At 60.3% G+C, this 19,342-nt stretch carries 18 protein-coding genes and 1 tRNA gene; 14 read left to right on the forward strand and 5 right to left on the reverse strand.

Going from position 1 to position 19,342, the window contains the following annotated elements:
* Nucleotides 1-237: 237 nt before the first annotated feature.
* The 5 genes from WA367_RS14725 to WA367_RS14745 all read left to right on the forward strand — a co-directional run bounded on the left by WA367_RS14725 (nucleotide 238) and on the right by WA367_RS14745 (nucleotide 4,053).
* Entirely contained in the window at nucleotides 238-1,281 is a 1,044-nt protein-coding gene (locus tag WA367_RS14725; protein WP_336057533.1) for a threonine aldolase family protein, read from the forward strand.
* Between the two features lie 128 nt (nucleotides 1,282-1,409).
* A complete protein-coding gene (locus tag WA367_RS14730) occupies nucleotides 1,410-1,715 on the forward strand; it encodes a BufA1 family periplasmic bufferin-type metallophore (protein ID WP_336057534.1) in 306 nt (101 codons plus the stop codon).
* A 23-nt stretch (nucleotides 1,716-1,738) separates the two neighbouring features.
* Nucleotides 1,739-2,674 carry an MNIO family bufferin maturase gene (gene bufB / locus WA367_RS14735; RefSeq protein ID WP_336057535.1) on the forward strand — a complete coding sequence of 312 codons (936 nt, stop codon included), beginning with the start codon at nucleotides 1,739-1,741 and terminating at the stop codon, nucleotides 2,672-2,674.
* On the forward strand, nucleotides 2,658-3,434 hold the full coding sequence (locus tag WA367_RS14740; protein ID WP_336057536.1) for an HvfC/BufC family peptide modification chaperone: 777 nt from the start codon (nucleotides 2,658-2,660) through the stop codon (nucleotides 3,432-3,434). Before bufB ends, WA367_RS14740 begins: the two co-directional genes overlap by 17 nt.
* Before the next feature lie 13 nt (nucleotides 3,435-3,447).
* Entirely contained in the window at nucleotides 3,448-4,053 is a 606-nt protein-coding gene (locus WA367_RS14745; RefSeq protein WP_336057537.1) for a DoxX family membrane protein, read from the forward strand.
* 63 nt (nucleotides 4,054-4,116) lie between these two features.
* On the opposite strand, the gene WA367_RS14750 is transcribed toward WA367_RS14745, so the two are convergent.
* Nucleotides 4,117-4,584 carry an Hsp20 family protein gene (locus WA367_RS14750; RefSeq protein ID WP_336057538.1) on the reverse strand — a complete coding sequence of 156 codons (468 nt, stop codon included), beginning with the start codon at nucleotides 4,582-4,584 and terminating at the stop codon, nucleotides 4,117-4,119.
* 416 nt (nucleotides 4,585-5,000) lie between these two features.
* On the opposite strand from WA367_RS14750, the gene WA367_RS14755 reads away from it, so the two are divergent.
* A complete protein-coding gene (locus tag WA367_RS14755) occupies nucleotides 5,001-5,945 on the forward strand; it encodes an alpha/beta hydrolase (RefSeq protein ID WP_336057539.1) in 945 nt (314 codons plus the stop codon).
* A 2-nt stretch (nucleotides 5,946-5,947) separates the two neighbouring features.
* On the opposite strand, the gene hisN is transcribed toward WA367_RS14755, so the two are convergent.
* Nucleotides 5,948-6,721, reverse strand: a complete 774-nt coding sequence (hisN, locus tag WA367_RS14760) for a histidinol-phosphatase (RefSeq protein WP_336057540.1) — start codon at nucleotides 6,719-6,721, stop codon at nucleotides 5,948-5,950.
* Nucleotides 6,722-6,941: 220 nt separating this feature from the next.
* The gene (locus WA367_RS14765; protein WP_336057541.1) at nucleotides 6,942-7,829 is read right to left on the reverse strand and encodes an N-formylglutamate amidohydrolase; all 888 of its coding nucleotides are present in this window, start codon (nucleotides 7,827-7,829) and stop codon (nucleotides 6,942-6,944) included.
* Between the two features lie 193 nt (nucleotides 7,830-8,022).
* Between WA367_RS14765 and cpdR the strand changes: the two genes are divergently transcribed.
* The 4 genes from cpdR (at nucleotide 8,023) to WA367_RS14785 (ending at nucleotide 13,129) form a co-directional block, all read left to right on the forward strand.
* On the forward strand, nucleotides 8,023-8,385 hold the full coding sequence (gene cpdR / locus WA367_RS14770) for a cell cycle two-component system response regulator CpdR (RefSeq protein ID WP_036478702.1): 363 nt from the start codon (nucleotides 8,023-8,025) through the stop codon (nucleotides 8,383-8,385).
* A 97-nt stretch (nucleotides 8,386-8,482) separates the two neighbouring features.
* Nucleotides 8,483-8,557, forward strand: a tRNA-Val gene (locus WA367_RS14775).
* A gap of 250 nt (nucleotides 8,558-8,807) precedes the next feature.
* A complete protein-coding gene (locus WA367_RS14780; protein ID WP_336057542.1) occupies nucleotides 8,808-9,989 on the forward strand; it encodes an efflux RND transporter periplasmic adaptor subunit in 1,182 nt (393 codons plus the stop codon).
* Between the two features lie 14 nt (nucleotides 9,990-10,003).
* Nucleotides 10,004-13,129, forward strand: coding sequence for an efflux RND transporter permease subunit (locus WA367_RS14785; protein ID WP_336057543.1), 3,126 nt, complete (start codon nucleotides 10,004-10,006; stop codon nucleotides 13,127-13,129).
* 52 nt (nucleotides 13,130-13,181) lie between these two features.
* Here the strand turns inward: WA367_RS14785 and WA367_RS14790 are convergent, their stop codons facing one another.
* A complete protein-coding gene (locus WA367_RS14790) occupies nucleotides 13,182-14,423 on the reverse strand; it encodes an acyl-CoA dehydrogenase family protein (RefSeq protein ID WP_336057544.1) in 1,242 nt (413 codons plus the stop codon).
* Between the two features lie 139 nt (nucleotides 14,424-14,562).
* Here WA367_RS14790 and WA367_RS14795 point away from each other — a divergent pair, with 139 nt between their 5' ends.
* From WA367_RS14795 to WA367_RS14810, 4 genes are read left to right on the forward strand one after another with little or no spacing between them, the layout of a single operon-like run.
* Complete coding sequence (locus WA367_RS14795; RefSeq protein WP_336057545.1) at nucleotides 14,563-15,378, forward strand: SDR family oxidoreductase; 816 nt, start codon at nucleotides 14,563-14,565, stop codon at nucleotides 15,376-15,378.
* A gap of 36 nt (nucleotides 15,379-15,414) precedes the next feature.
* Nucleotides 15,415-15,894 carry a MaoC family dehydratase gene (locus tag WA367_RS14800; RefSeq protein WP_336057546.1) on the forward strand — a complete coding sequence of 160 codons (480 nt, stop codon included), beginning with the start codon at nucleotides 15,415-15,417 and terminating at the stop codon, nucleotides 15,892-15,894.
* Nucleotides 15,891-16,922 (forward strand): phosphotransferase family protein, encoded by a 1,032-nt coding sequence (locus WA367_RS14805; protein ID WP_336057547.1) that lies wholly within the window; start codon nucleotides 15,891-15,893, stop codon nucleotides 16,920-16,922. The genes WA367_RS14800 and WA367_RS14805 overlap by 4 nt, the downstream gene beginning before the upstream one ends.
* Nucleotides 16,923-16,955: 33 nt before the next feature.
* The gene (locus WA367_RS14810; protein ID WP_336057548.1) at nucleotides 16,956-17,744 is read left to right on the forward strand and encodes an SDR family NAD(P)-dependent oxidoreductase; all 789 of its coding nucleotides are present in this window, start codon (nucleotides 16,956-16,958) and stop codon (nucleotides 17,742-17,744) included.
* Here WA367_RS14810 and WA367_RS14815 read toward each other — a convergent pair whose 3' ends face one another.
* Nucleotides 17,745-19,280: a sensor histidine kinase gene (locus WA367_RS14815; protein ID WP_336057549.1), complete on the reverse strand. Its 1,536-nt coding sequence runs from the start codon at nucleotides 19,278-19,280 to the stop codon at nucleotides 17,745-17,747.
* Nucleotides 19,281-19,342: the final 62 nt, after the last annotated feature.

Below are 19,342 nucleotides of genomic sequence, written 5' to 3' on the forward strand. Positions count from 1 at the left end.
ACGCGACTAAATAAGACAGGAGTGCTGTCCTATTTATTCAATTGCCAGAAAAGCGAGAGCCGCACAAGACGAAACAGCAAAAAATCCGCGCCTTCCCTGAAACAAAATTTCTCAAACAGCCATAATCCCGCAAGTTTTGGCTTTCGAGCGCAATTTTCCACAGTGCAGCACCGCACGGGCTTGCCTAGAAACAGGCCGAGACAGCAGTCTCTGCCCGCATATCAAAGGACATGATTCATGAATTTTGCATCCGACAACTGGGCAGGCGCACATCCCTCCATCAATGAGGCTCTCGCACGTCATTCGCAGGGCTTTGCCAGCGCCTACGGCACCAGTGATCTCGATCGCGAAATCGAAGACCAGTTCTGCAATATTTTCGAGCGACAGGTCGCCGTCTTCTTCGTCTCGACCGGCACCGCGGCAAATTCGCTTTCAATGGCTTTGACAATGAAGCCCGGCGGTGTGTGCTTCGCCCATGAGGCAGCGCATGTAATTGCTGATGAAGGTGGCGCTCCGGAATTTCTATCGGGCGGCGGTCGGCTGCGCGGTGTAAGCGGAGAACTTGGCCGCATCGATCCGGCAGCACTCGAGGCGGTCATCGCCGATTATCCGGCCGAGTTCGTGCATGCGGGGCAACCTGCCTCCGTCTCCATCACCCAGGCGAGCGAGATCGGAACCGTCTATGACCTCAAGCAGATCGACGCGATAAGCAGCATTGCCAAGAAGCACGGCCTGCCCTTGCACATGGACGGCGCCCGCTTCGCCAATGCGCTTGTTTCGCTGGACGCCACGCCGGCCGAAATGACCTGGAAGCGCGGCGTCGACATTCTCTCCTTTGGCGGCACGAAGAATGGATGCTGGTGCGCCGAAGCTATCGTAGTGATGAACCCGGACAAGGCGCGAGAGATGCCCTTTATCCGCAAGCGCTCGGCACAGCTCTTCTCCAAAAGCCGTTTCGTGGCCGCGCAGTTCGCAGGCTATTTTGCAGAGGATCTTTGGCTGAAGACGGCCCGCCATGCCAACGCCATGGGCAGACGCCTTGCCGAAAGCCTTACATCCGCCGGTACTGCACGCCTTGCCTGGCAACCCCAGGCAAACGAAATCTTCCTGATCATCGAGAAGCAGAAAGCTGATGCTGCGTTGGAGGCAGGAGCGCGCTTCTATCCGTGGCCTGTGCCGCGCGATGTGTCTTGCGGCGAAAATGAGGGCCTCTACCGCTTCGTGACTTCCTTCGCCACCCGCGAAGAAGATGTGGACGCACTGGCAGACCTTCTGAAGTAGCGACAAGGCGCTTCATCATCACGCGATGGTGAACCCGCACTCGCATGCGATTGATTTCCCCGTGAAGCCCCCGACTGCCAGTCTTTGGGGGCCGGAATGGTCCGGCTGATCTTCACGGAGGAATATCAATGTCCGGAAAAACCGCCCTCAGCGCTGCCTATATTGCCGGCTCGGTTGCTGCAGCACTTTCTGCCGCGACGCTTGCCACGGCCACCACCGCACAGGCTCAGTCCAAGGAAAAGTGCTATGGCGTATCCATGGCTGGCCAGAATGACTGCGCAGCCGGTCCCGGCACCACCTGTGCCGGCACTTCCAAGGTCGATTATCAGGGCAATGCCTGGAAGATGGTTGATGCCGGCACCTGCGCCGACATCGAACTGCCCGACGGTCGCATGGGTTCTCTGGAACCGCTCGACCGCGACATCCCATCCTGATTTTTTCCCCGGGGAGCGCGATCATGACCGGAACCCACCCAAACAGGGCAACCGGGAACGGCCGCTTTCCGGCTTTTTCCCTCGGCGCCGATGCGGGCGCGAGTTTCAAGCCGCAGCATTTCGATGCCATACTCGCTGACCACTCTGCCATTGGCTTTCTCGAAGTGCACGCGGAAAACTACATGGGCGCAGGCGGACCACCCCACGCCCTTCTTGCACGGCTGCGCGAAATCATCCCGATCTCGCTCCATGGTGTGTGCATGTCGATCGGAGGCCTGCAGCCTCTGGACAAGGATCATCTGAAGCGTTTTGCGGCACTCGTGGAACGCTACGAGCCGGCAATGGTGTCGGAGCATTTGGCATGGTCGACCCATGACGATGTCTTCTTCAACGACCTTCTGCCTCTGCCCTATACGGACGAAACCCTGGCACGAGTCTGTGACCACATTGATGAGGTGCAGAACACGATCGCCCGCCCGATCCTGCTGGAAAACCCGTCCACCTATGTCCTCTTTGAAGAGTCGAGCTGGTCGGAGACGGACTTTCTGAAAGAGGTCGTGCGCCGCACCGGCTGCGGCCTTCTTCTCGACATCAACAATGTCTTCGTCTCGGCCACCAATCACGGCTACAGCGCGCTGGACTATCTCGACGCATTCCCGCTGAACCAAGTTGGCGAGATACATCTGGCAGGCCATGACGAACAGGCCGACGATGAAGGCGCCCCCCTCCTCATTGACAGCCATGACCGCCCCGTTGCCGATCCGGTCTGGACGCTCTACGGCCATGTCATAGGCCGATGCGGACCGGTGCCGACGCTGGTTGAGTGGGACGCCGAAATTCCCGATTGGCCTATCCTCAAGGCTGAAGCCATGGCTGCCGGAGAAATCCTGGCACACGCTGCGCGCAGGACCGCGAGCAAGCGCAACGGCGCGGAAAGAGCCAATGGCCATCTCGTCTGAATCCCGCAGTTACGACCGCGATCTGGCGCAAGCCTTGAGCGGCCGCGGCGCCCCGAAGCCCGGGCGCATCATCGGCCCGCGGGGCAAGGCAGCCGAGAAACGTTTTGACGTCTACCGCAACAATGTTGCCTACAGCATCGCCTCTGCCCTGCTCGACATCTATCCCGCAACCGCCCGTGTGATCGCGGAGGACAATTTTCGTCGTCTCGCTGCGTTGTATCTGGAGCGCCACCCGCCCCGATCACCTCTTCTGTTCGAGTATGGACGGGAGATGGGTGCCTTCCTAGCCCGGTTCGAGCCGCTGTCCCACCTGCCCTATCTGTCCGATCTGGCACGACTCGAAAGAGCCTGGCTTGATGCCTATCACGCAGCCGATGCCGATCCGCTTGATGGTGAAACGCTTGCGTCGTGCAAACCGGAAGATCTGCCGGGGCTGACGCTCAAGGCCCACCCCACCATGCACATCGTCGCCTCGCCCTATGCCATTCTCGACATCTTCAACGCCAATCGCGGGCAGATTGCTGAACGACGGCGCATCAATGCCGCCAATGCGCAAACCGTGCTTGTCACGCGACCGCAGCTCACCGTTCAGCTGGCGGGAATCTCATCCGGCCAGGCGGCATTTATGGAACAGCTTTCCGCAGGGAAGCCCTTCGCCGAAGCAATCGGCGCGGCACAGGCGCGCGACCCCGGCTTCGATCTGGCTTCAGCCATCGCGCTGATGATCGAAAGCGGCGCCATGCTGCCACCAGCGCAGTGAAAGGAGAAGCATCATGCACAGTATCGCTCAACGGCTCGTCTCCATCCATCACAGGAGCTTCCGTGCGCTGGAGCACTTTGCTGACAACTGGCTTCCGGGCCTGGCCGCCCGCTTCGCCTTCCTCGCCGTGCTCTACCTCTACTTCCTGAACTCCGCACGCACCAAGGTTGGCGAAGGTTTCTTCGGCTTCTTCAACATCTCGGACGCAGCCTATTTCCAGATTGCGCTCCCCGCGGTGGAAGCGGCCGGTTTCGATGTCTCGCAGGTCTCCTTCTTCCCCTGGACACCTATTGTCTGGGCCGGCACCTATGCCGAATTCCTGCTGCCGCTCCTGATCGTGCTCGGGCTTTTCACGCGGCTAGCCGCACTCGGTATGATCGGCTTCATCATCGTGCAGTCTTTCGTGGACATCACCGTACACCAGGTGGGTGGCGAAACCGCCGGCGCATGGTTCGACCGCTTTTCCGACGGCCTCATCTGGGATCAGCGCACCCTTTGGGCCTTCCTGCTCGGCTATCTCGTACTCAAGGGCGCGGGCGCTGTGTCTCTCGACTGGGCACTGTGGCGCTGGTGGCATTCTTCACCTGAAACACCGCCCCATGCCGCAACGGTGACCTGAATGAAAAATGGCGGCGCCCATCGGCACCGCCATCTTCATGAATATGAGGTCTTCCGCGCCTGATCAGGCAGCAGTCTTCGCCTCGATCTGCTTGTTTGCATTCCCGGTCGCGCGTGCGATCGGAATGCGGCGCGGCTTCATTTCATCGGGAATGTTACGCTTCAGTTCGATATGAAGCAGGCCGTCCTTCAAAGTAGCGCCGGCAACCTCGACAAAATCGGCAAGCTGGAAGCGGCGCTCAAAGCTGCGCGATGCGATACCGCGATAGAGCAGCTCGACATTCTCCTCGCGGTCTTCTTCCTGCTTCTCGCCCTTGATGGTCAGCACGTTACGATGTGCTTCAAGCGAGATGTCGTCCTCGGAAAAACCGGCGACGGCCATCGAAATGCGATAGGCATCCTCACCCGTGCGCTCGATATTGTAGGGCGGGTAGCTCGGCGTATCGGGCTGGCCGATGGAATCGAGCATCGTGAAGAGCCGGTCAAAGCCGACGGTTGAACGGTAGAGCGGTGAAAAATCGACATGACGCATGGTCTGTCCTCCTGTTGAGCAACAAGTTTGCGTATGGCCTTTCAGAGGAACCCACATTGGGCGTTCCGGTGTTGGCCAGCGGCCCCGTTTTGGCAACCGCAGGAGATATTTGGGTACGCTTTTTCACCGGTTCAAGAGGCTGTAAATCCCACATCCGCAATGCCCCTCCCCCCCTATGGAGCGATGAATACAGCCTGAACAACGCCTTCTGTCTGCGTTCATCTGCAATCGGATAGGTTTGCTCCATACTCCGAGTTCGCAGGCTGTCTAACGTCCCTTCGACAGTCTGTGGCGATGCCGGGGGCGGGTCACCTGCCCCCGGCATTCTCCATATTTTCCAGCCTCGCCCTTTGAATTTCTGCCGCGTAACGCTATCACGCTGTCAAACGAGCCCAGCACCCAAGGCGGCGGAACCCATGGCTGAAATCCTTCTCCAGACGCCTGACAACCCGCTGCCTGAAGGCATCACCGCTGCCTATCTGTCCGCGCGGGACGGCGTGCACTTGCGCTATGCGATATTGAAGGCGCCGGGCTCACGCGGCACCGCCGTGCTTCTGACCGGGCGCAACGAGAGCATCGAGAAATATTTCGAGACGATGCGAGACCTCGCCGCGCGTGGCTTCACCACCGCAATTTTCGACTGGCGCGGCCAGGGCGGCTCGGATCGGCTGCTGCGCGACCCTCGTCGCGGCCATGTGGAGCGGTTCGATGCCTATGCGCAGGACCTCGATCAGTTCTTCGAAGAGGTCGTGCTGCCGGACTGCCGCCCGCCCTATAACGTGCTTGCCCATTCCATGGGAGCATTGATCGCGCTCAGTGCCGCCGACAAGCTCGTGAACCGTGTCAGGCGCATGGTTCTGCTCGCCCCTCCACTCACCTTTTCCGCACCCATGTCGATGAAGTGGCTGAAAAGGCTGGCAGGCTTCTATTTCGCACTTGGCCTTGGCAGCCGCTATCTGCCCGGCACGAAGCGCCGCGGCGTCCTGCCGCCCTTCAAGGGTAATCGGCTGACCACGGATGTCGAGCGCTTCACCCGCAATCAGAACATCGTGCGCGCGCACCCTCAGCTCGGTCTCGGCGGCCCGACAGCGGCATGGATCTATGCCGCATGCCTGGCGACAGAACAGGTGCGCGAGCCCGATTTCATGGCATCCGTCCGCATCCCGACACTTTTCATTGCTGCAGGAGCGGATCAGGTGGTCTCCACGCCGGCCGTCGAGCGCTATGCCCGCCATCTGCGTTCAGGCTCATCGATCACCGTCGATGGCGCCCGTCACGAAATGCTGCAGGAAACTGATCTCTATCGCGAACAGGTCATTGCCGCCTTTGCAGCCTTTGCAAAAACCGGCGAGATTGCCTGACTTCAGCCGCAAAGCAGGGCCAACGCTTCGGCATGAAGCTCCGGCGTGGCAGCAGCAATCACATCACCGCCCTCATCAGCCCGTCCGCCGTCCCAGCTCGTGATGACTCCGCCTGCCGCCTCGATTACGGGGATAAGAGCCACGATGTCATAGGTTTGCAGTCCCGACTCGATGACAAGATCGACATTGCCGCTCGCCAGCATCGCATAGGCGTAACAATCCGTCCCGTAGCGCGCCAGCTGCGAAGCCGCTTCCACCGCATCGTAAAGCGCACGCTTGCCGTCCAGAAATAGAGCAGGCGTCGTGGTGCAGATGGTAGCCTCGCCAAGTGTGCACGTCTTGCGCGTGGCAAGCTTCCGGTCTCCGCCGGGCCCTTCATAGTAACCGGCACTTCCGTCCGCCATGAAAAGCTCGCCTGTAAAAGGCTGCGCCATCATGCCGGCAACCGCACGGCCATTAACCTTCAGCCCCACAAGCGTGCCCCAGAGCGGTATTCCCGAGATGAAGGCGCGCGTACCGTCGATCGGGTCAATGACCCATTCACGACCGCTGGTCCCATCCTTGATGCCAAACTCTTCGCCAAGAATGGCATCATCCGGAAATTGCTCTTCGATCAATGTGCGGATGGCGCGCTCCGCCATGCGATCAGCCTCCGTCACCGGATCGAAACCGCTCGCAACCTTGTTCGAAACGTCTCCGTGAGAGCGAAAACGGGGCAGTGTCTGTTCTGCCGCGGCCTTGGCGATTCGGCGCATGAATTCCCGTTCGACGATCAATTTCGGCTCCCCGGACCGCGAAAAGGTCCCTATTTGGCTAATAAATTGTGCATGACAGCGCGGCAGCGGGCGCATCAATTGACACGGCCATGTCTGCACATAAAGTGATTCTCAGGGTAGATGACATGCTACCCTGCCCTGCAGCAAGGGCGTTTCCTCCCTGGACTTGTGGCCGTGTCGCCAAGGCGATGCGGTCTTTTTTGGGCAGTAGCAGAAGCGGCTATTCGGCAGCAAGCGGTGGCACGATGAAGTGCTGCGCGGGGATGTCCATCAGCTCAACCATGAATGAACGCAGATCATCAGCCAGGCGGGCAAATCCTTCCGTGCGCGTCAGATCTTTCTCGTTCATGTACAGCCCGCGATTGATCTCGATCTGCATGGCATGAAGCTGCTCGGCGGGACGACCGTAATGTTCGGTGATGAAGCCCCCTGCATAGGGCTTGTTGTGCGCGACGGTGTAGCCCTTTGAAGCCAGGATCCGGATGGCGCGCTCGACCAATGCCGGGCTGGCTGATGCGCCAAACCTGTCTCCAATGATGAAATCCGGACGCAGGCCCATCTCCCCGGTTCGAATATTGGCGGGCATGGAATGGCAATCCACCAGGATTGCATAGCCGAAGCGGCCGCGCGTCCGCCCGAGAAGATCGGCAAGGCAAGCGTGATAGGGTCGATAGATGCCGTCGATGCGCGACATGGCCTCGTCCAGCGCGATGCGGCTCTTGTAGATCTCCATGCCCTCGCCCACCAGCCGCGGCACGGTCCCGAGCCCTCCGGCAACGCGCGGGGATCTGATATTGGCATAAGGGGGCAATGGCTCGCGGAACATGCGCGGGTCGAGTTCCCAAGGCTCGCGGTTCACATCCAGATAGGCACGGGGAAAATTGGCGCTCAGCAACGGCGCGCCCAGCGAAGGGGCGGGCGCAAACAACTCATCCACATAACAATCTTCCGAACGCCTGATCGCGGTGGCGTCGAGTCGGCTCATCGATAGAAAGCGTTCCGGATAGTGGCTGCCGCTATGGGGGGAATTGAAGACGAAAGGCGCTGTCTGTGCGGGTTCCACGACCTTGAAGGCAGGAACTTTGCCGAAATCTTCTACTGCGCCCATTCACATTTTCCCGTTCGCCGCGCTTCGTCCTGCTGCACTTCGCGCGCCCCTTGGATGGAAGCGTGCCACCGCTGCGGGCTTGTGTCCATGCCTGCCACGGCAACATTCACTTGATATTTACCGTGCCCGAATCATATAGCAATGAGGTTGAAGGCGCCGGGTTCCGGCTGCCCGTTGAGACGCGGAAGTTGATATGGCACGAATTCTGCTTGCGGAAGATGATGAAGACATGCGCCGCTTCCTGGTCAAGGCGCTTGAGCGCGCCGGCCATGACGTGGTGGATTTTGACAATGGTGCGGGCGCTTATTCCCGCCTGCGTGAGGAGCCGTTCTCGCTGCTGCTCACCGACATCGTCATGCCCGAAATGGACGGAATTGAGCTTGCCCGCCGTGCGACCGAGATTGATCCTGACCTGAAGGTCATGTTCATCACCGGTTTTGCTGCGGTCGCGCTGAACCCCGATTCCGAGGCACCCCGCGACGCGAAAGTCCTGTCGAAACCCTTCCATTTGCGCGATCTCGTGAACGAGGTCGAAAAACTGCTTCAGGCGGCCTGAACGGGCCGCGTGAAAAACCTCGACGGCAAAGTTTGATTTTTGTTCGAGAGGCTATTGACGGGCGCTTGGAACTTGTGGTCTATGCGCCGCGTCGGATGGGCGTGTAGCTCAGCGGGAGAGCACTTCGTTGACATCGAAGGGGTCACTGGTTCAATCCCAGTCACGCCCACCATCCTTCCCCCAAGCAGATTGAATTTTCGGCAAGATCCTGCGCCGATCCAGCGCTTTTGAATAACGCGCCGCGCCCTGCAAGCCGCCTTATTGGCGGCACAGGCAGATGCTAAGCCTTACGACAATTTAATAATTTAACGCGTGAAACCCGCGCCGCGTGTGGCGTAAGAAGAACATGCACCCTGCAGCATGTTCTTCTGCGAGCGGGTTTTGCGCCAGTGATTTATTGATTCCCCTTGGGAGAATTTCCGATGAAGTGGTGGAAGCAGGCTCTCTTGAGCCTCATGCTCCTGATTGCTGCCGGTGCCGGCTGGTACCTGTTCTTTCCTGGTGCCAGGGATATCGCTGCGCGCTGGGGCCTCGAAAGCGGCCCTGCTGCCGCTGCAACTGCTCCTGATCAGAATGCTTCCGGCCAGCAGCGAGGCGGCGGTCGACCTGGCGGACGTGGTGGACGCGGCGGACCAGGCATGAACACCGCGGTCGTGGCCGAACCCGTAACCACAGCCATCATCAATGACCGCCTTACCGCCATCGGCACGGGCCGCGCCCAAAGCTCCGTCGAAGTGCGCCCCTTCGCATCCGGTCGCATTACCGATTTGACGATCGAAGCCGGAGCTCGCGTGGAAGCCGGCGACGTCATTGCGCGCCTCGATAGTGATGCGGAGACCATTGCGCTGGATCGCGCGAAAATCGCGCTGGAAGACGCGCAATCCACCCTCAAGCGCATCTCCGCCCTGCGTTCATCCAACACGGTCACAGCCGTTCAGCAGACCGAGGCTGAGCTTGCCGTCAGAAATGCCGAGCTTGCGCTGCGCGACGCGGAACTGAACCTCTCACGTCGTATCATCGCCGCGCCAATCGCCGGTGTGGTCGGCATTCTGCCGATAAATCAGGGTGCCTATGTCACGTCTTCCGATACCATCGCGCAGATCGAGGACCGTTCAAGCGTGCTTGTGGATTTTTGGGTACCTGAGCGCTATGCGCAGCAGATTGCAACAGGCATGACGCTGACCGCCCAATCCGTCGCCCGCCCCGCAGAGGTCTATGACGGCGTCATATCGGCCATCGACAACCAGATCGATAGCGAAAGCCGCACATTGCGCGTGCAAGGCAAGATCGCCAATCCGCAGGACCGTCTGCGCTCCGGCATGGCCTTCAAGGTGACGCTGCGCTTTACGGGCGACGAATATCCTGCGGTGCCGCCGCTGGCGATCCAGTGGGGCAATGACGGTGCCTATGTCTGGGCTGTCGTGGATGGTGTGGCCAACCAGAAGCCGGTCAAGATCATCCAGCGCAACACCGACAGTGTGCTTGTGGAGGCGGACTTCGCCGAAGGCACCCGAGTGGTAACGGAAGGCGTGCATGCCGTGCGTGAGGGCTCTGAGCCGCGCATTGCCGGTGATACGCCACAACGCGATCAGCGCGGTTCGTGAAGGAGAGCGCCGGCATGGCCAGCGAAAGCAACACCAGCGGCACTCTCGGCCTGACAGCCCTGTTCGTCCGTCGACCAGTCTTCGCCTTTGTTGTGAACACGTTGATCGCGGTCGCCGGTCTCGCAGCGCTCTACGGCGTGGAAGTGCGAGAATTGCCCGATGTTGACCGGCCGGTCATCTCCATCACAACCAGCTTTGACGGCGCAGCCGCGGAGACAATCGACCGCGAGATTACCGATTTCGTGGAAGGCGCGGTCGCGCGCATTTCAGGTGTGACGGCGATCTCGTCGCAATCCTCTTTCGGTCGCAGCCGCGTAACGGTCGAGTTCTCCGAAAGTGTCAATCTCGACACCGCCGCATCCGACGCTCGCGATGCCGTGGGCCGCATCGAGAACCAGCTTCCCGACGAAGCGGATTCACCAACGGTCGTTAAGGCCGATGACGATGCCGAAGCCGTGCTTCGCCTGGCTCTGACCTCCGAGACCATGTCAGTGGAAGACATGACGGTGCTGGTGGAAGAAGAAGTCGCCGACCGGCTTGCCGCTGTTCCAGGCGTTGCCGACGTGCAGGTCTTTGGCGACCGCGACAAGATCTTCCGCATCGACATTGATCAGACGCGCCTCGCCAGCCTCGGGCTTTCGGTAGCCGATATCAGCAGTGCCCTCAACACCATCGCTTTCGACACACCGGCAGGCTCGATCACCAACAGCACACAGGATCTGATCGTCCGCGCGACATCATCCATCGAAACCCCGGAGGATTTCGAAGCGGTCGAACTGGCGCAGAATGTGCGTCTCGGTGACGTCGCCACGGTGACGCTTGGTCCGGACGAAGGCGGCACCATCCTGCGCGCAAACGGCAAGACCGGCATAGGCCTCGGCATTGTGCGCCAGGCGCAATCGAACACGCTGGAAATCTCCAATGGCGTGCGTGAGGCTGTCGAGGCGATCCGCCCCAACCTGCCGGAAGGCACCACGCTGGAGATTACCAGCGATGACGCGACCTTCATTGAGGGAGCGATCCACGAAGTTCAGATCGCGCTCGGCATCTCGGTGACGGTTGTGCTCTTCGTGATCTTCATGTTCCTGCGCGACATCCGCGCGACCATCATTCCAGGTGTGGCCATCCCTGTCGCACTGATCGGCACGGTCGCTGCGATCTATCTCGCAGGCTTCTCGATCAACATCCTGACGCTTCTCGCGCTCGTGCTCGCCACCGGCCTCGTCGTCGATGACGCTATTGTTGTGCTGGAAAACATCGTGCGCCGCCGCAACGAGGGCATGGGCCCACGTGCTGCAGCCGTGCTGGGCACACAGGAGGTCTTCTTCGCCGTCATCGCCACAACGGCAACGCTGGTCGCGGTCTTTGTGCCGCTCTCCTTCTTGCCCGGTCAGGCCGGCGGACTATTCCGCGAATTCGGCTTCGTGCTGGCGATTTCGGTCTTTCTGTCCTCCATCGTCGCACTTTCGCTCTGCCCGATGCTCGCCTCACGACTGCTTGCCGCAGGTGTTCGCTTGGAAGGTGAAGCCGAGCGCAGTAACGGGCTTGGAGATCGCATCGGCGCAATCTTCTCCCGCCTCTATGCCGCCACGCTGCGTTTCTGCCTCAACGCACCTTCGCTGATCATCATCGCATCCATTCTATTCGCAGCAGCCGCTTTCAGCCTCTACGGCTCCATCAAGAACGAACTGACCCCAAACGAAGACCGCGCGATGGCCTTCATGCGGGTCTCCGCCCCACAGGGTGTGAGCGCGGATTACCTTGCCGGTCAGCTTCGCCGTATCGAGGCATTGGTCTCGCCTCTGATTGAAAGCGGTGATGTACGCAGCACGTTCTCCGTCTCGGGTCGCGGCGGCTCCAACAGCGGCTTCCTGATCCTTGGCCTTGCGCCATGGGACGAGCGTGAGCGTAGCCAGCAGGAGATCCTCGACGAGATCAATGCGCTGGCCGCACGGGTTCCAGGCGTTCGTGCCTTTGCCTTCCAGCCCAATAGCCTCGGCATCCGCGGGTCGGGCAGCGGTCTGCAATTCGCAGTGGCCGGCAGCAGCTATGACCGGCTCACCGCCGCAGCGAATGCCATCCTTGCGGAAATGGAGCAGGATGAACGCTTCGACCGCCCGCGCCTCTCCCGCGACGCGACCCAGCCGCAGCTGAAGGTGGTCATCGACCGTGAACGCGCTGCCGATCTCGGCATCAACTATACGGGCATGAGCCAGGCCATACAGGCTCTGCTCGATGGCCGTTCGGTCGGCTCGGTCTTCCTTGATGACAAGAGCATCGACGTGAAGATGCTTTCGACCCTGAACCCGATCAACGATCCGACAGATCTGGAAAACATCTTCATCAAGACAGGTGACGGCCGCTTCGTGCCGCTCTCCACCATAACCACGCTTTCCGAACAGGCCGTGCCACCCTCGCTCGGACGCGAGAACCAGTTGCGGGTGATCAACATCACCTCTTCCCTCTCTGACGGTTTCGCACTGGGGGAGGCGCTTGAGGAAGTGCAAAGAATCGCCGAAGACCACCTGCCACCGGGCGCACGCATCGTCCCTCTGGCCGAAGCCGCTTCGCTTGGCGAAACCACCAGCAGCATGTTCACGATCTTCGGCTTTGCCATCGTGATCATCCTTCTGGTCCTTGCCGCCCAGTTCGAAAGCTTTGTCAGCGCACTCATCATCATGGCAACGGTGCCGCTTGGCCTGGCCTGCGCCATCTTCGCGCTTCTGCTGACGGGCCAGAGCCTGAATGTCTACAGCCAGATCGGCCTTGTCCTGCTGGTTGGCATCATGGCGAAGAACGGCATTCTGATTGTGGAATTCGCCAATCAGCTGCGCGATCAGGGGCTGAATGTGCGTGAAGCGGTGGAACGCGCTTCAATCATTCGCCTGCGTCCGGTCGCAATGACCATGATCTGTACCGTGGTTGGCGGTATCCCGCTGATCCTTGCAACGGGAGCCGGTGCGGAAGCACGCGTTGCGCTGGGTTGGGTTATCGTCGGCGGCCTCGGCCTCTCGGCCGTGTCGACCCTTTACCTCACCCCGGTAGCCTATCTGCTGCTTGGGCGCTTCATCACGCCGAAGGTGGAAGAAGAAGCGCGTCTGACCCGCGAACTTGATCAGGCAACGTCCCTTCCAAGCTAAGCTCGAATGAACAATGTCAGGCGGCTCCTTGAGAACCGCCTGACAATCGAACTCAGATCTTTTCCTGAGTGTATTTCTTCAGTTCCGTACGCGCGATCTGGCGGCGGTGAACCGCATCAGGACCGTCCACGATGCGAAGCGTGCGCAGATGCGTCCAGGCACGCGCCAGCGGCGTGTCCTGGCTGATCCCCTGCGCTCCGAACAGCTGCACCGCCTCATCGGCCACCTTCAGCGCCATGCGCGGTGCTGCCACCTTGATCTGGCTGATCCAGGGTGCCGCCGCCTTCGGGTCGCCCTGATCCATCATCCACGCCGCCTTGAGGCACAAGAGCCGCGCCATCTCGATCTCCATGCGGCAATCCGCGATGATGTCGAAATTGGCACCCAGTTCCGCCAGGCGCTTGCCGAATGCCTGACGCTCCAGCGCGCGCTTGCACATAAGCTCCAGGGCTCGCTCGGCCTGCCCAATTGCGCGCATGCAGTGGTGGATGCGCCCCGGCCCAAGCCGCCCCTGTGCAATGGCAAAGCCCTTGCCCTCACCCACCAGCAGATGGTCTGCCGGCACGCGCACATTCTCAAAGCGGATGTGCATGTGCCCGTGCGGAGCATCATCCTCGCCATAAACGAGCATGGGCCTCAACACGGTCACGCCGGGCGTGTCTGCCGGCACAAGGATCATCGAGTGCTGCTCATGGCGCGAGCGGTCCGGATCCGGCGTGTGCACCATCACGATATAGATCGAGCAGCGCGGATCGCCCGCCCCTGATGACCACCACTTTTCGCCATTGAGCACATACTCGTCGCCATCGCGCTCGCAGCGCATAGAAATGTTCGTGGCATCGGATGATGCGACATCCGGCTCGGTCATCAGATAGGCCGACCTGATCTCTCCTTCGAGCAACGGCTTCAGCCAGCGCTCCTTGTGCTCAGGCCGCCCGAAACGCTCCAGAACCTCCATGTTTCCGGTATCCGGGGCCGAACAGTTGAAGACTTCCGCCCCCAGATGCGCCTTGCCCATCTCCTCCGCCAGATAGGCATACTCAACCGTGTTGAGTCCGTAGCCGCGCTCGGAATCCGTCAGCCAGAAGTTCCACAGGCCGCGCTCCTTGGCCTTGGCTTTCAGCCCTTCAAGAATCTCGCTCTGGCGCTTGGTATACGCCCAGCGATTGCCCTCACGGCCCACCTCGGCAAGAAACTCCTCGTCAAGCGGCATGATCTCCTCGCGCACCATGGCCGCGACTTTTTCATGTATCGGCTTCAGCCGCTCACTCATGCCGAGATTCATCTCGTCCATCCACATCTCCTCCCGCCATTTGGCCTGCTGGACGTGCCGGTGAAAACCGGCCCTTTACGAAAGCGTGAAAGGTGAACAGACTGCCACCACCTGTCAATCGCCATGGGCGTGGCAGGCGGCTCAAGGATGAGGAGACTTGATGAGCTATCTGGAGGAACTTTTCTCACTGAAGGGCAAGCGCGCATTGGTGACCGGTGGCGCCTCGGGCATCGGCCAGATGGCTGCCACGGCACTTGTGCAGGCAGGCGCCCATGTGATGATCGCTTCGCGTCGGGGAGAGGAATGCGAAGCAACGGCAGAAGAGCTGAATGCGCTTGAGGCAGACGGTTCAGCTGAAGGTTTTGCCGGTGACGTGGGAACCGAAGAAGGCATCAACGCACTGGCAAAGGCAGTCAGCGAGCGCACCGACAAGCTCCACATCCTGTTCAACAATGCCGGTGTCAGCTGGGGCGAGCGGTTGGAAAGCTTCCCCTACAGCGCCTGGGCGCGGGTGATGAATGTGAACGTCACCGGCCTCTTTCATCTCACCCGCGAACTTCTGCCAAAGTTACAGGCCGCAGCCAGCGATGCTGACCCTGCGCGCATCATCAATCTTGGCTCCGTCATGGGCACCCAGCCCGTAGCAGAAGGGGCTTACTCCTACACGGCATCCAAGGCCGCCGTACATCACCTCACGAAGACACTGGCGGATGAGTTCGCCGAGAAGCGCATCACGGTGAACGCCTTCGCGCCCGGCCCCTTCCAGAGCCGCATGACGGCTTTTGCGACCGGCTCGGACGAGAAAGCCGCTAAGGTGGGCTCGCGCGTTCCGTTGGGTCGCATCGGCCAGCCGGATGACATCGCAGGTGCCACCCTGTATCTGTGCTCGCGCGCGGGCGCTTATGTGACTGGAGCAATCCTGCCGATTGACGGGGGCCAATCCGTGCAGCACGGCATCAGGCTGTTCCGCGACTAGAAGAACAAGATGACCAACGGAGCTTGATGCGCCTTCATGAAGATGATCTCAATTGATGACGCCCGTGAACTTGTCGGCCAGGAAGTGGGCGTGTCCGAGTGGCGCATGGTCACGCAGGACATGATAGACAAATTCGCCGATGCGACGGACGATCACCAGTTCATTCATACCGACCCGGAACGCGCTGCGAAGGAGACACCCTATGGCGGCACCATTGCGCACGGCTTCCTCACGCTTTCGCTTCTATCCACCATGGTGTTCGAGGCTGTGCCACGGCTTGAAGGCACCGGCATGGGCGTCAATTTCGGCTTCGACAAGATTCGCTTCCTAAATCCGGTGAAATGTGGCGCGCGCATACGCACGCGCTTTCATCTTGCCGAACTGCGCGTACGCCCGTCAGGCATTGTCGAGGTGCATTACGACCTCTCCATGGAGATCGAAAACTCCATGAAACCGGCCATCACGGCACGCTGGCTGACACTCGCAATGCCCGATCGTACGGGGGAAGATGCATGAGCAAAGCCAACGCATCCGAAATCGAAGCGCTTCGGCCCTTTCTGGAGGATCGCGTCGCGCAGCTTGGAAGCATTGCGCATATCAAGAAGTTCGGGTCGGGTCAGTCAAACCCGACCTATATGCTGGAGACGAGCACGGGCAAATTCGTGCTGCGCACCCAGCCGCCCGGCAAACTTCTGAAATCGGCACATCGCGTTGATCGCGAGTTCCGCGTCATGCAGGCTCTGGCCGAAACGGAGGTACCTGTCCCACCGGTCCTCTTTCTGGCTGATGAGGACAATCCGCTTGGTCGCATGTTCTATCTCATGGGCCATGTGGAAGGCCGCATCTTCTGGGACCCCGCACTTCCCGAAGCTCACGACAATGATGAGCGTGCCGCCATCTTCGATGCCATGAATGCGACGCTTGCCGCCTTGCACAATGTGAATGTGAAGGCGGCAGGGTTGGAAGACTACGGCAGGCCAGGCGACTATTTCGCCCGCCAATATGCGCGTTGGTCGGAACAGTACCGCGCAACCGAAACCCGTGAAATCGCGAATATGGACCGGCTGATCGCCTGGCTTGGCGAAAACATGCCGCCTGATGACGGCCAAAGCTGTCTCGTTCATGGCGACTTCCGCCACGACAACATGATCTTCGCTCCCAAGCGGCCTGCCGTGCTTGCCCTGATCGATTGGGAACTTTCAACGCTGGGCCACCCGCTGGCCGACCTGTCCTATCAGTGCATGCAGTGGCGCCTGCCGCACGCATCAGCCTTCAAGGGCCTCGGTGGCATCGATCGCACTAGGCTGGGCCTGCCCTCCGAAGAGACCTATGTGGAGCGCTACGCCGAACGCCGCGGCCTTTCGGATATCCCCCACTGGAACTTCTATCTCGCATTCGCCTTCTTCCGCCTCGCAGCCATATGCCAGGGTGTCTACAAGCGCGCGCTTGACGGCAACGCCTCCAACCCGCAAAAGGCCGAAGCCTACGGTCAGCAGGTTGAAACCATGGCCGATCTGGCAATGGACTTGGTTCAAAGCGCTTGAAGCGCGGGACAGAAGAACGGGGATATGGGGCAGATGAAGCGCTTTGACGGACGCACCGTGCTGCTGACAGGCGCATGCGGTGGATTTGGCCGGTCGATCGCCTTCGCCCTCGCAGCCGAAGGCGCGAATCTCATATTGTCGGACTATGAGCCGGGGCCGCTTGAGCAGCTGACCGCAGAGCTGCAGGCAGCCCATCCCCGTGAGATCGTGTCTCATGCCGGTGATATCGCGGACGAGAAGACTTCCGAGGCTCTCGTTGATCTTGCGCTGGACCGTTTCTCCGCCCTCGATATCGCGATCAACAATGCCGGGATTGCGCAATCTTTCGTGCGCTTTCACCTGATCCCGTCGGACGAGGCCCGCCGCGTGCTGGAAGTGGATCTGCTGGGCGTCTTCTTCGCCATGAAGCACCAGCTTCCGGCCATGGAGCGCCAGCATCGGAGGACGAAGCGCAAGGGCGCGATCGTCAATATCTCCTCCGTCGCCGGGCTCGGGGGCGCGCCGCGTCTGGCGATCTACTCCGCTGCCAAACATGGCGTGGTGGGCCTCACGCGCACCGCAGCCGCGGAATATGCCTCCAAGGGAATTCGGGTAAACGCCGTCTGCCCTTCCTTCGCACGTACGGACATGGTGACGGAGATGCTCTCCATGTCACCGGCCGATCAGGAGAAGGCAGAAGCCGAATTGACGCGCGGGGTGCCGATGAAGCGGCTGGCAGAAGTGGATGAGGTGGTCACGGCGGTGCTCTTTGCAGCCGACCCCGCCAACAGCTTCATGACCGGACAGGCCATCGGTATAGACGGTGGCATCTCCGCCCTTTGATTAGCCAGACAAAGTGCGAGCGGCCTCGGAATTGTGCAATGGTACGCGGCAGACGAACCGGTAACCGTTGTCGGTATCCGTCTGGATCACTCCGCCCCATTTCTGCTCAACCAGCAGCCCGATGAGTTTCGAACCAAACCCTGTCCCGCGTGTCTGGCGGCAGCGTTCCATGCCCTTCGATTGTGCATCGCTCCATTCGAAGTGGAACTGCTCCTTGCCGTCAGCGTCTCGTTCGATGCGCCAGGAAAGATCAACGGCCCCTTCCGCATTTCTAAGCGTGCCATATTTGACAGCATTGGTCGAAAGCTCGTGCAGAATAAGCCCCAGATCGAAGCAGAGCTCAGGCGGAAGTAGCACGTCACGCCCCCTCATATTCACTCGATCCCGGAAAGGCTCCAGAACCTCGCGCGCCAGGGCCGCGAACTGGGTCATCGTCCAGCCCCCCTTCGCGATCAGGAAATTTGAGCGCGACAGCGATCCCAGCCGCTCCGCAAATGCGCGATGAGCCAGTGCCAGATCCTGATCTGGCGTGAAGGTGCGATGTGCCAGCGTGTTGACGAGCTGAAGCATGTTGCCTGCACGATGGGCCATCTCGCGCACGAGCAACATTCTGTGTTCGGTTGCGGCAATCTGTCGGGCGCTGTTGGCCACGATATGCGCCAATGCGTTGAGGAATTCCGCATCTGCCGTATCGAAGGCGCGCGGTGCTGTTGCATAGACGCTGAAGACACCGAATGGCCGCTCGTCGGCACCGGCCACGACCGTGCTCATGCCACTGATGACACAATGATCATGAAGAAGCTGCGGCCCCGTGAACCGGGTTTCCAGCTTCAGGTTGCTCACAATGACCGGATGCCCCTCTTTCAAGGTAAAGCCTGCCATCGTCGAAGGGTCGTTGCTGACTCGCTCGTGTCCCGCCGCACCATTGCGCCAACCGATACCTGCAAGCAGAACAAACTCCTCACCGCTATTGGACAGTTGAAGGATCTTGGCCAGCGGCACTTCCAGAACATCCGCAGCCACGCGAACTGCTCGATCGGCTACAGCCTGCAGAGAATCTTCACCAAGCGCGAAACTGCCAAGCTCTTCCAGCGCCTTTTGCTGGCGCAAACGCCGGGTCAGTTGCATCTCAGCCTTTACGCGGGCGGTGACGTCCATGCAGGCACCGGTCAGCCACCGCTCCCCCTTCTCATCCGTGACTACGCCGCCGCGCGTTTCTATCCACCGGATGGTAGTCGTCAGCTTGGGATTGGTGCGGTAGATGAAGGAATAGGGCTCGCCGCTGTCGATGGCCGATCTGATCGCGCGCCAGACCTCGTCCATGTCATCGGGATGAACATCGCGCTTGAAGCTTTCCAGCGAAGCGTCATAGCCGCCTGGAGGCGCTCCATGCACAGCTTCAAGATTGTCGGTCCACAGCAGCAGATCCGTATCGATCTTCCAACGCCAAACGCCCACACCCGCCAGACGGAGGCCGTCCAGCAGATGGTCGGAAGATTCAAGAAAGTCGCAACGTTCAGGCGCCACCGCATACATTGAAGTCACCCCTCGCGACCGGCACATACGTGCCGCTCAACGGAATGATAAACATGAAGGTG

The sequence above is a fragment of the Nitratireductor sp. CH_MIT9313-5 genome (genome assembly GCF_037029545.1).
Taxonomy (GTDB): Bacteria; Pseudomonadota; Alphaproteobacteria; order Rhizobiales; family Rhizobiaceae; genus Chelativorans.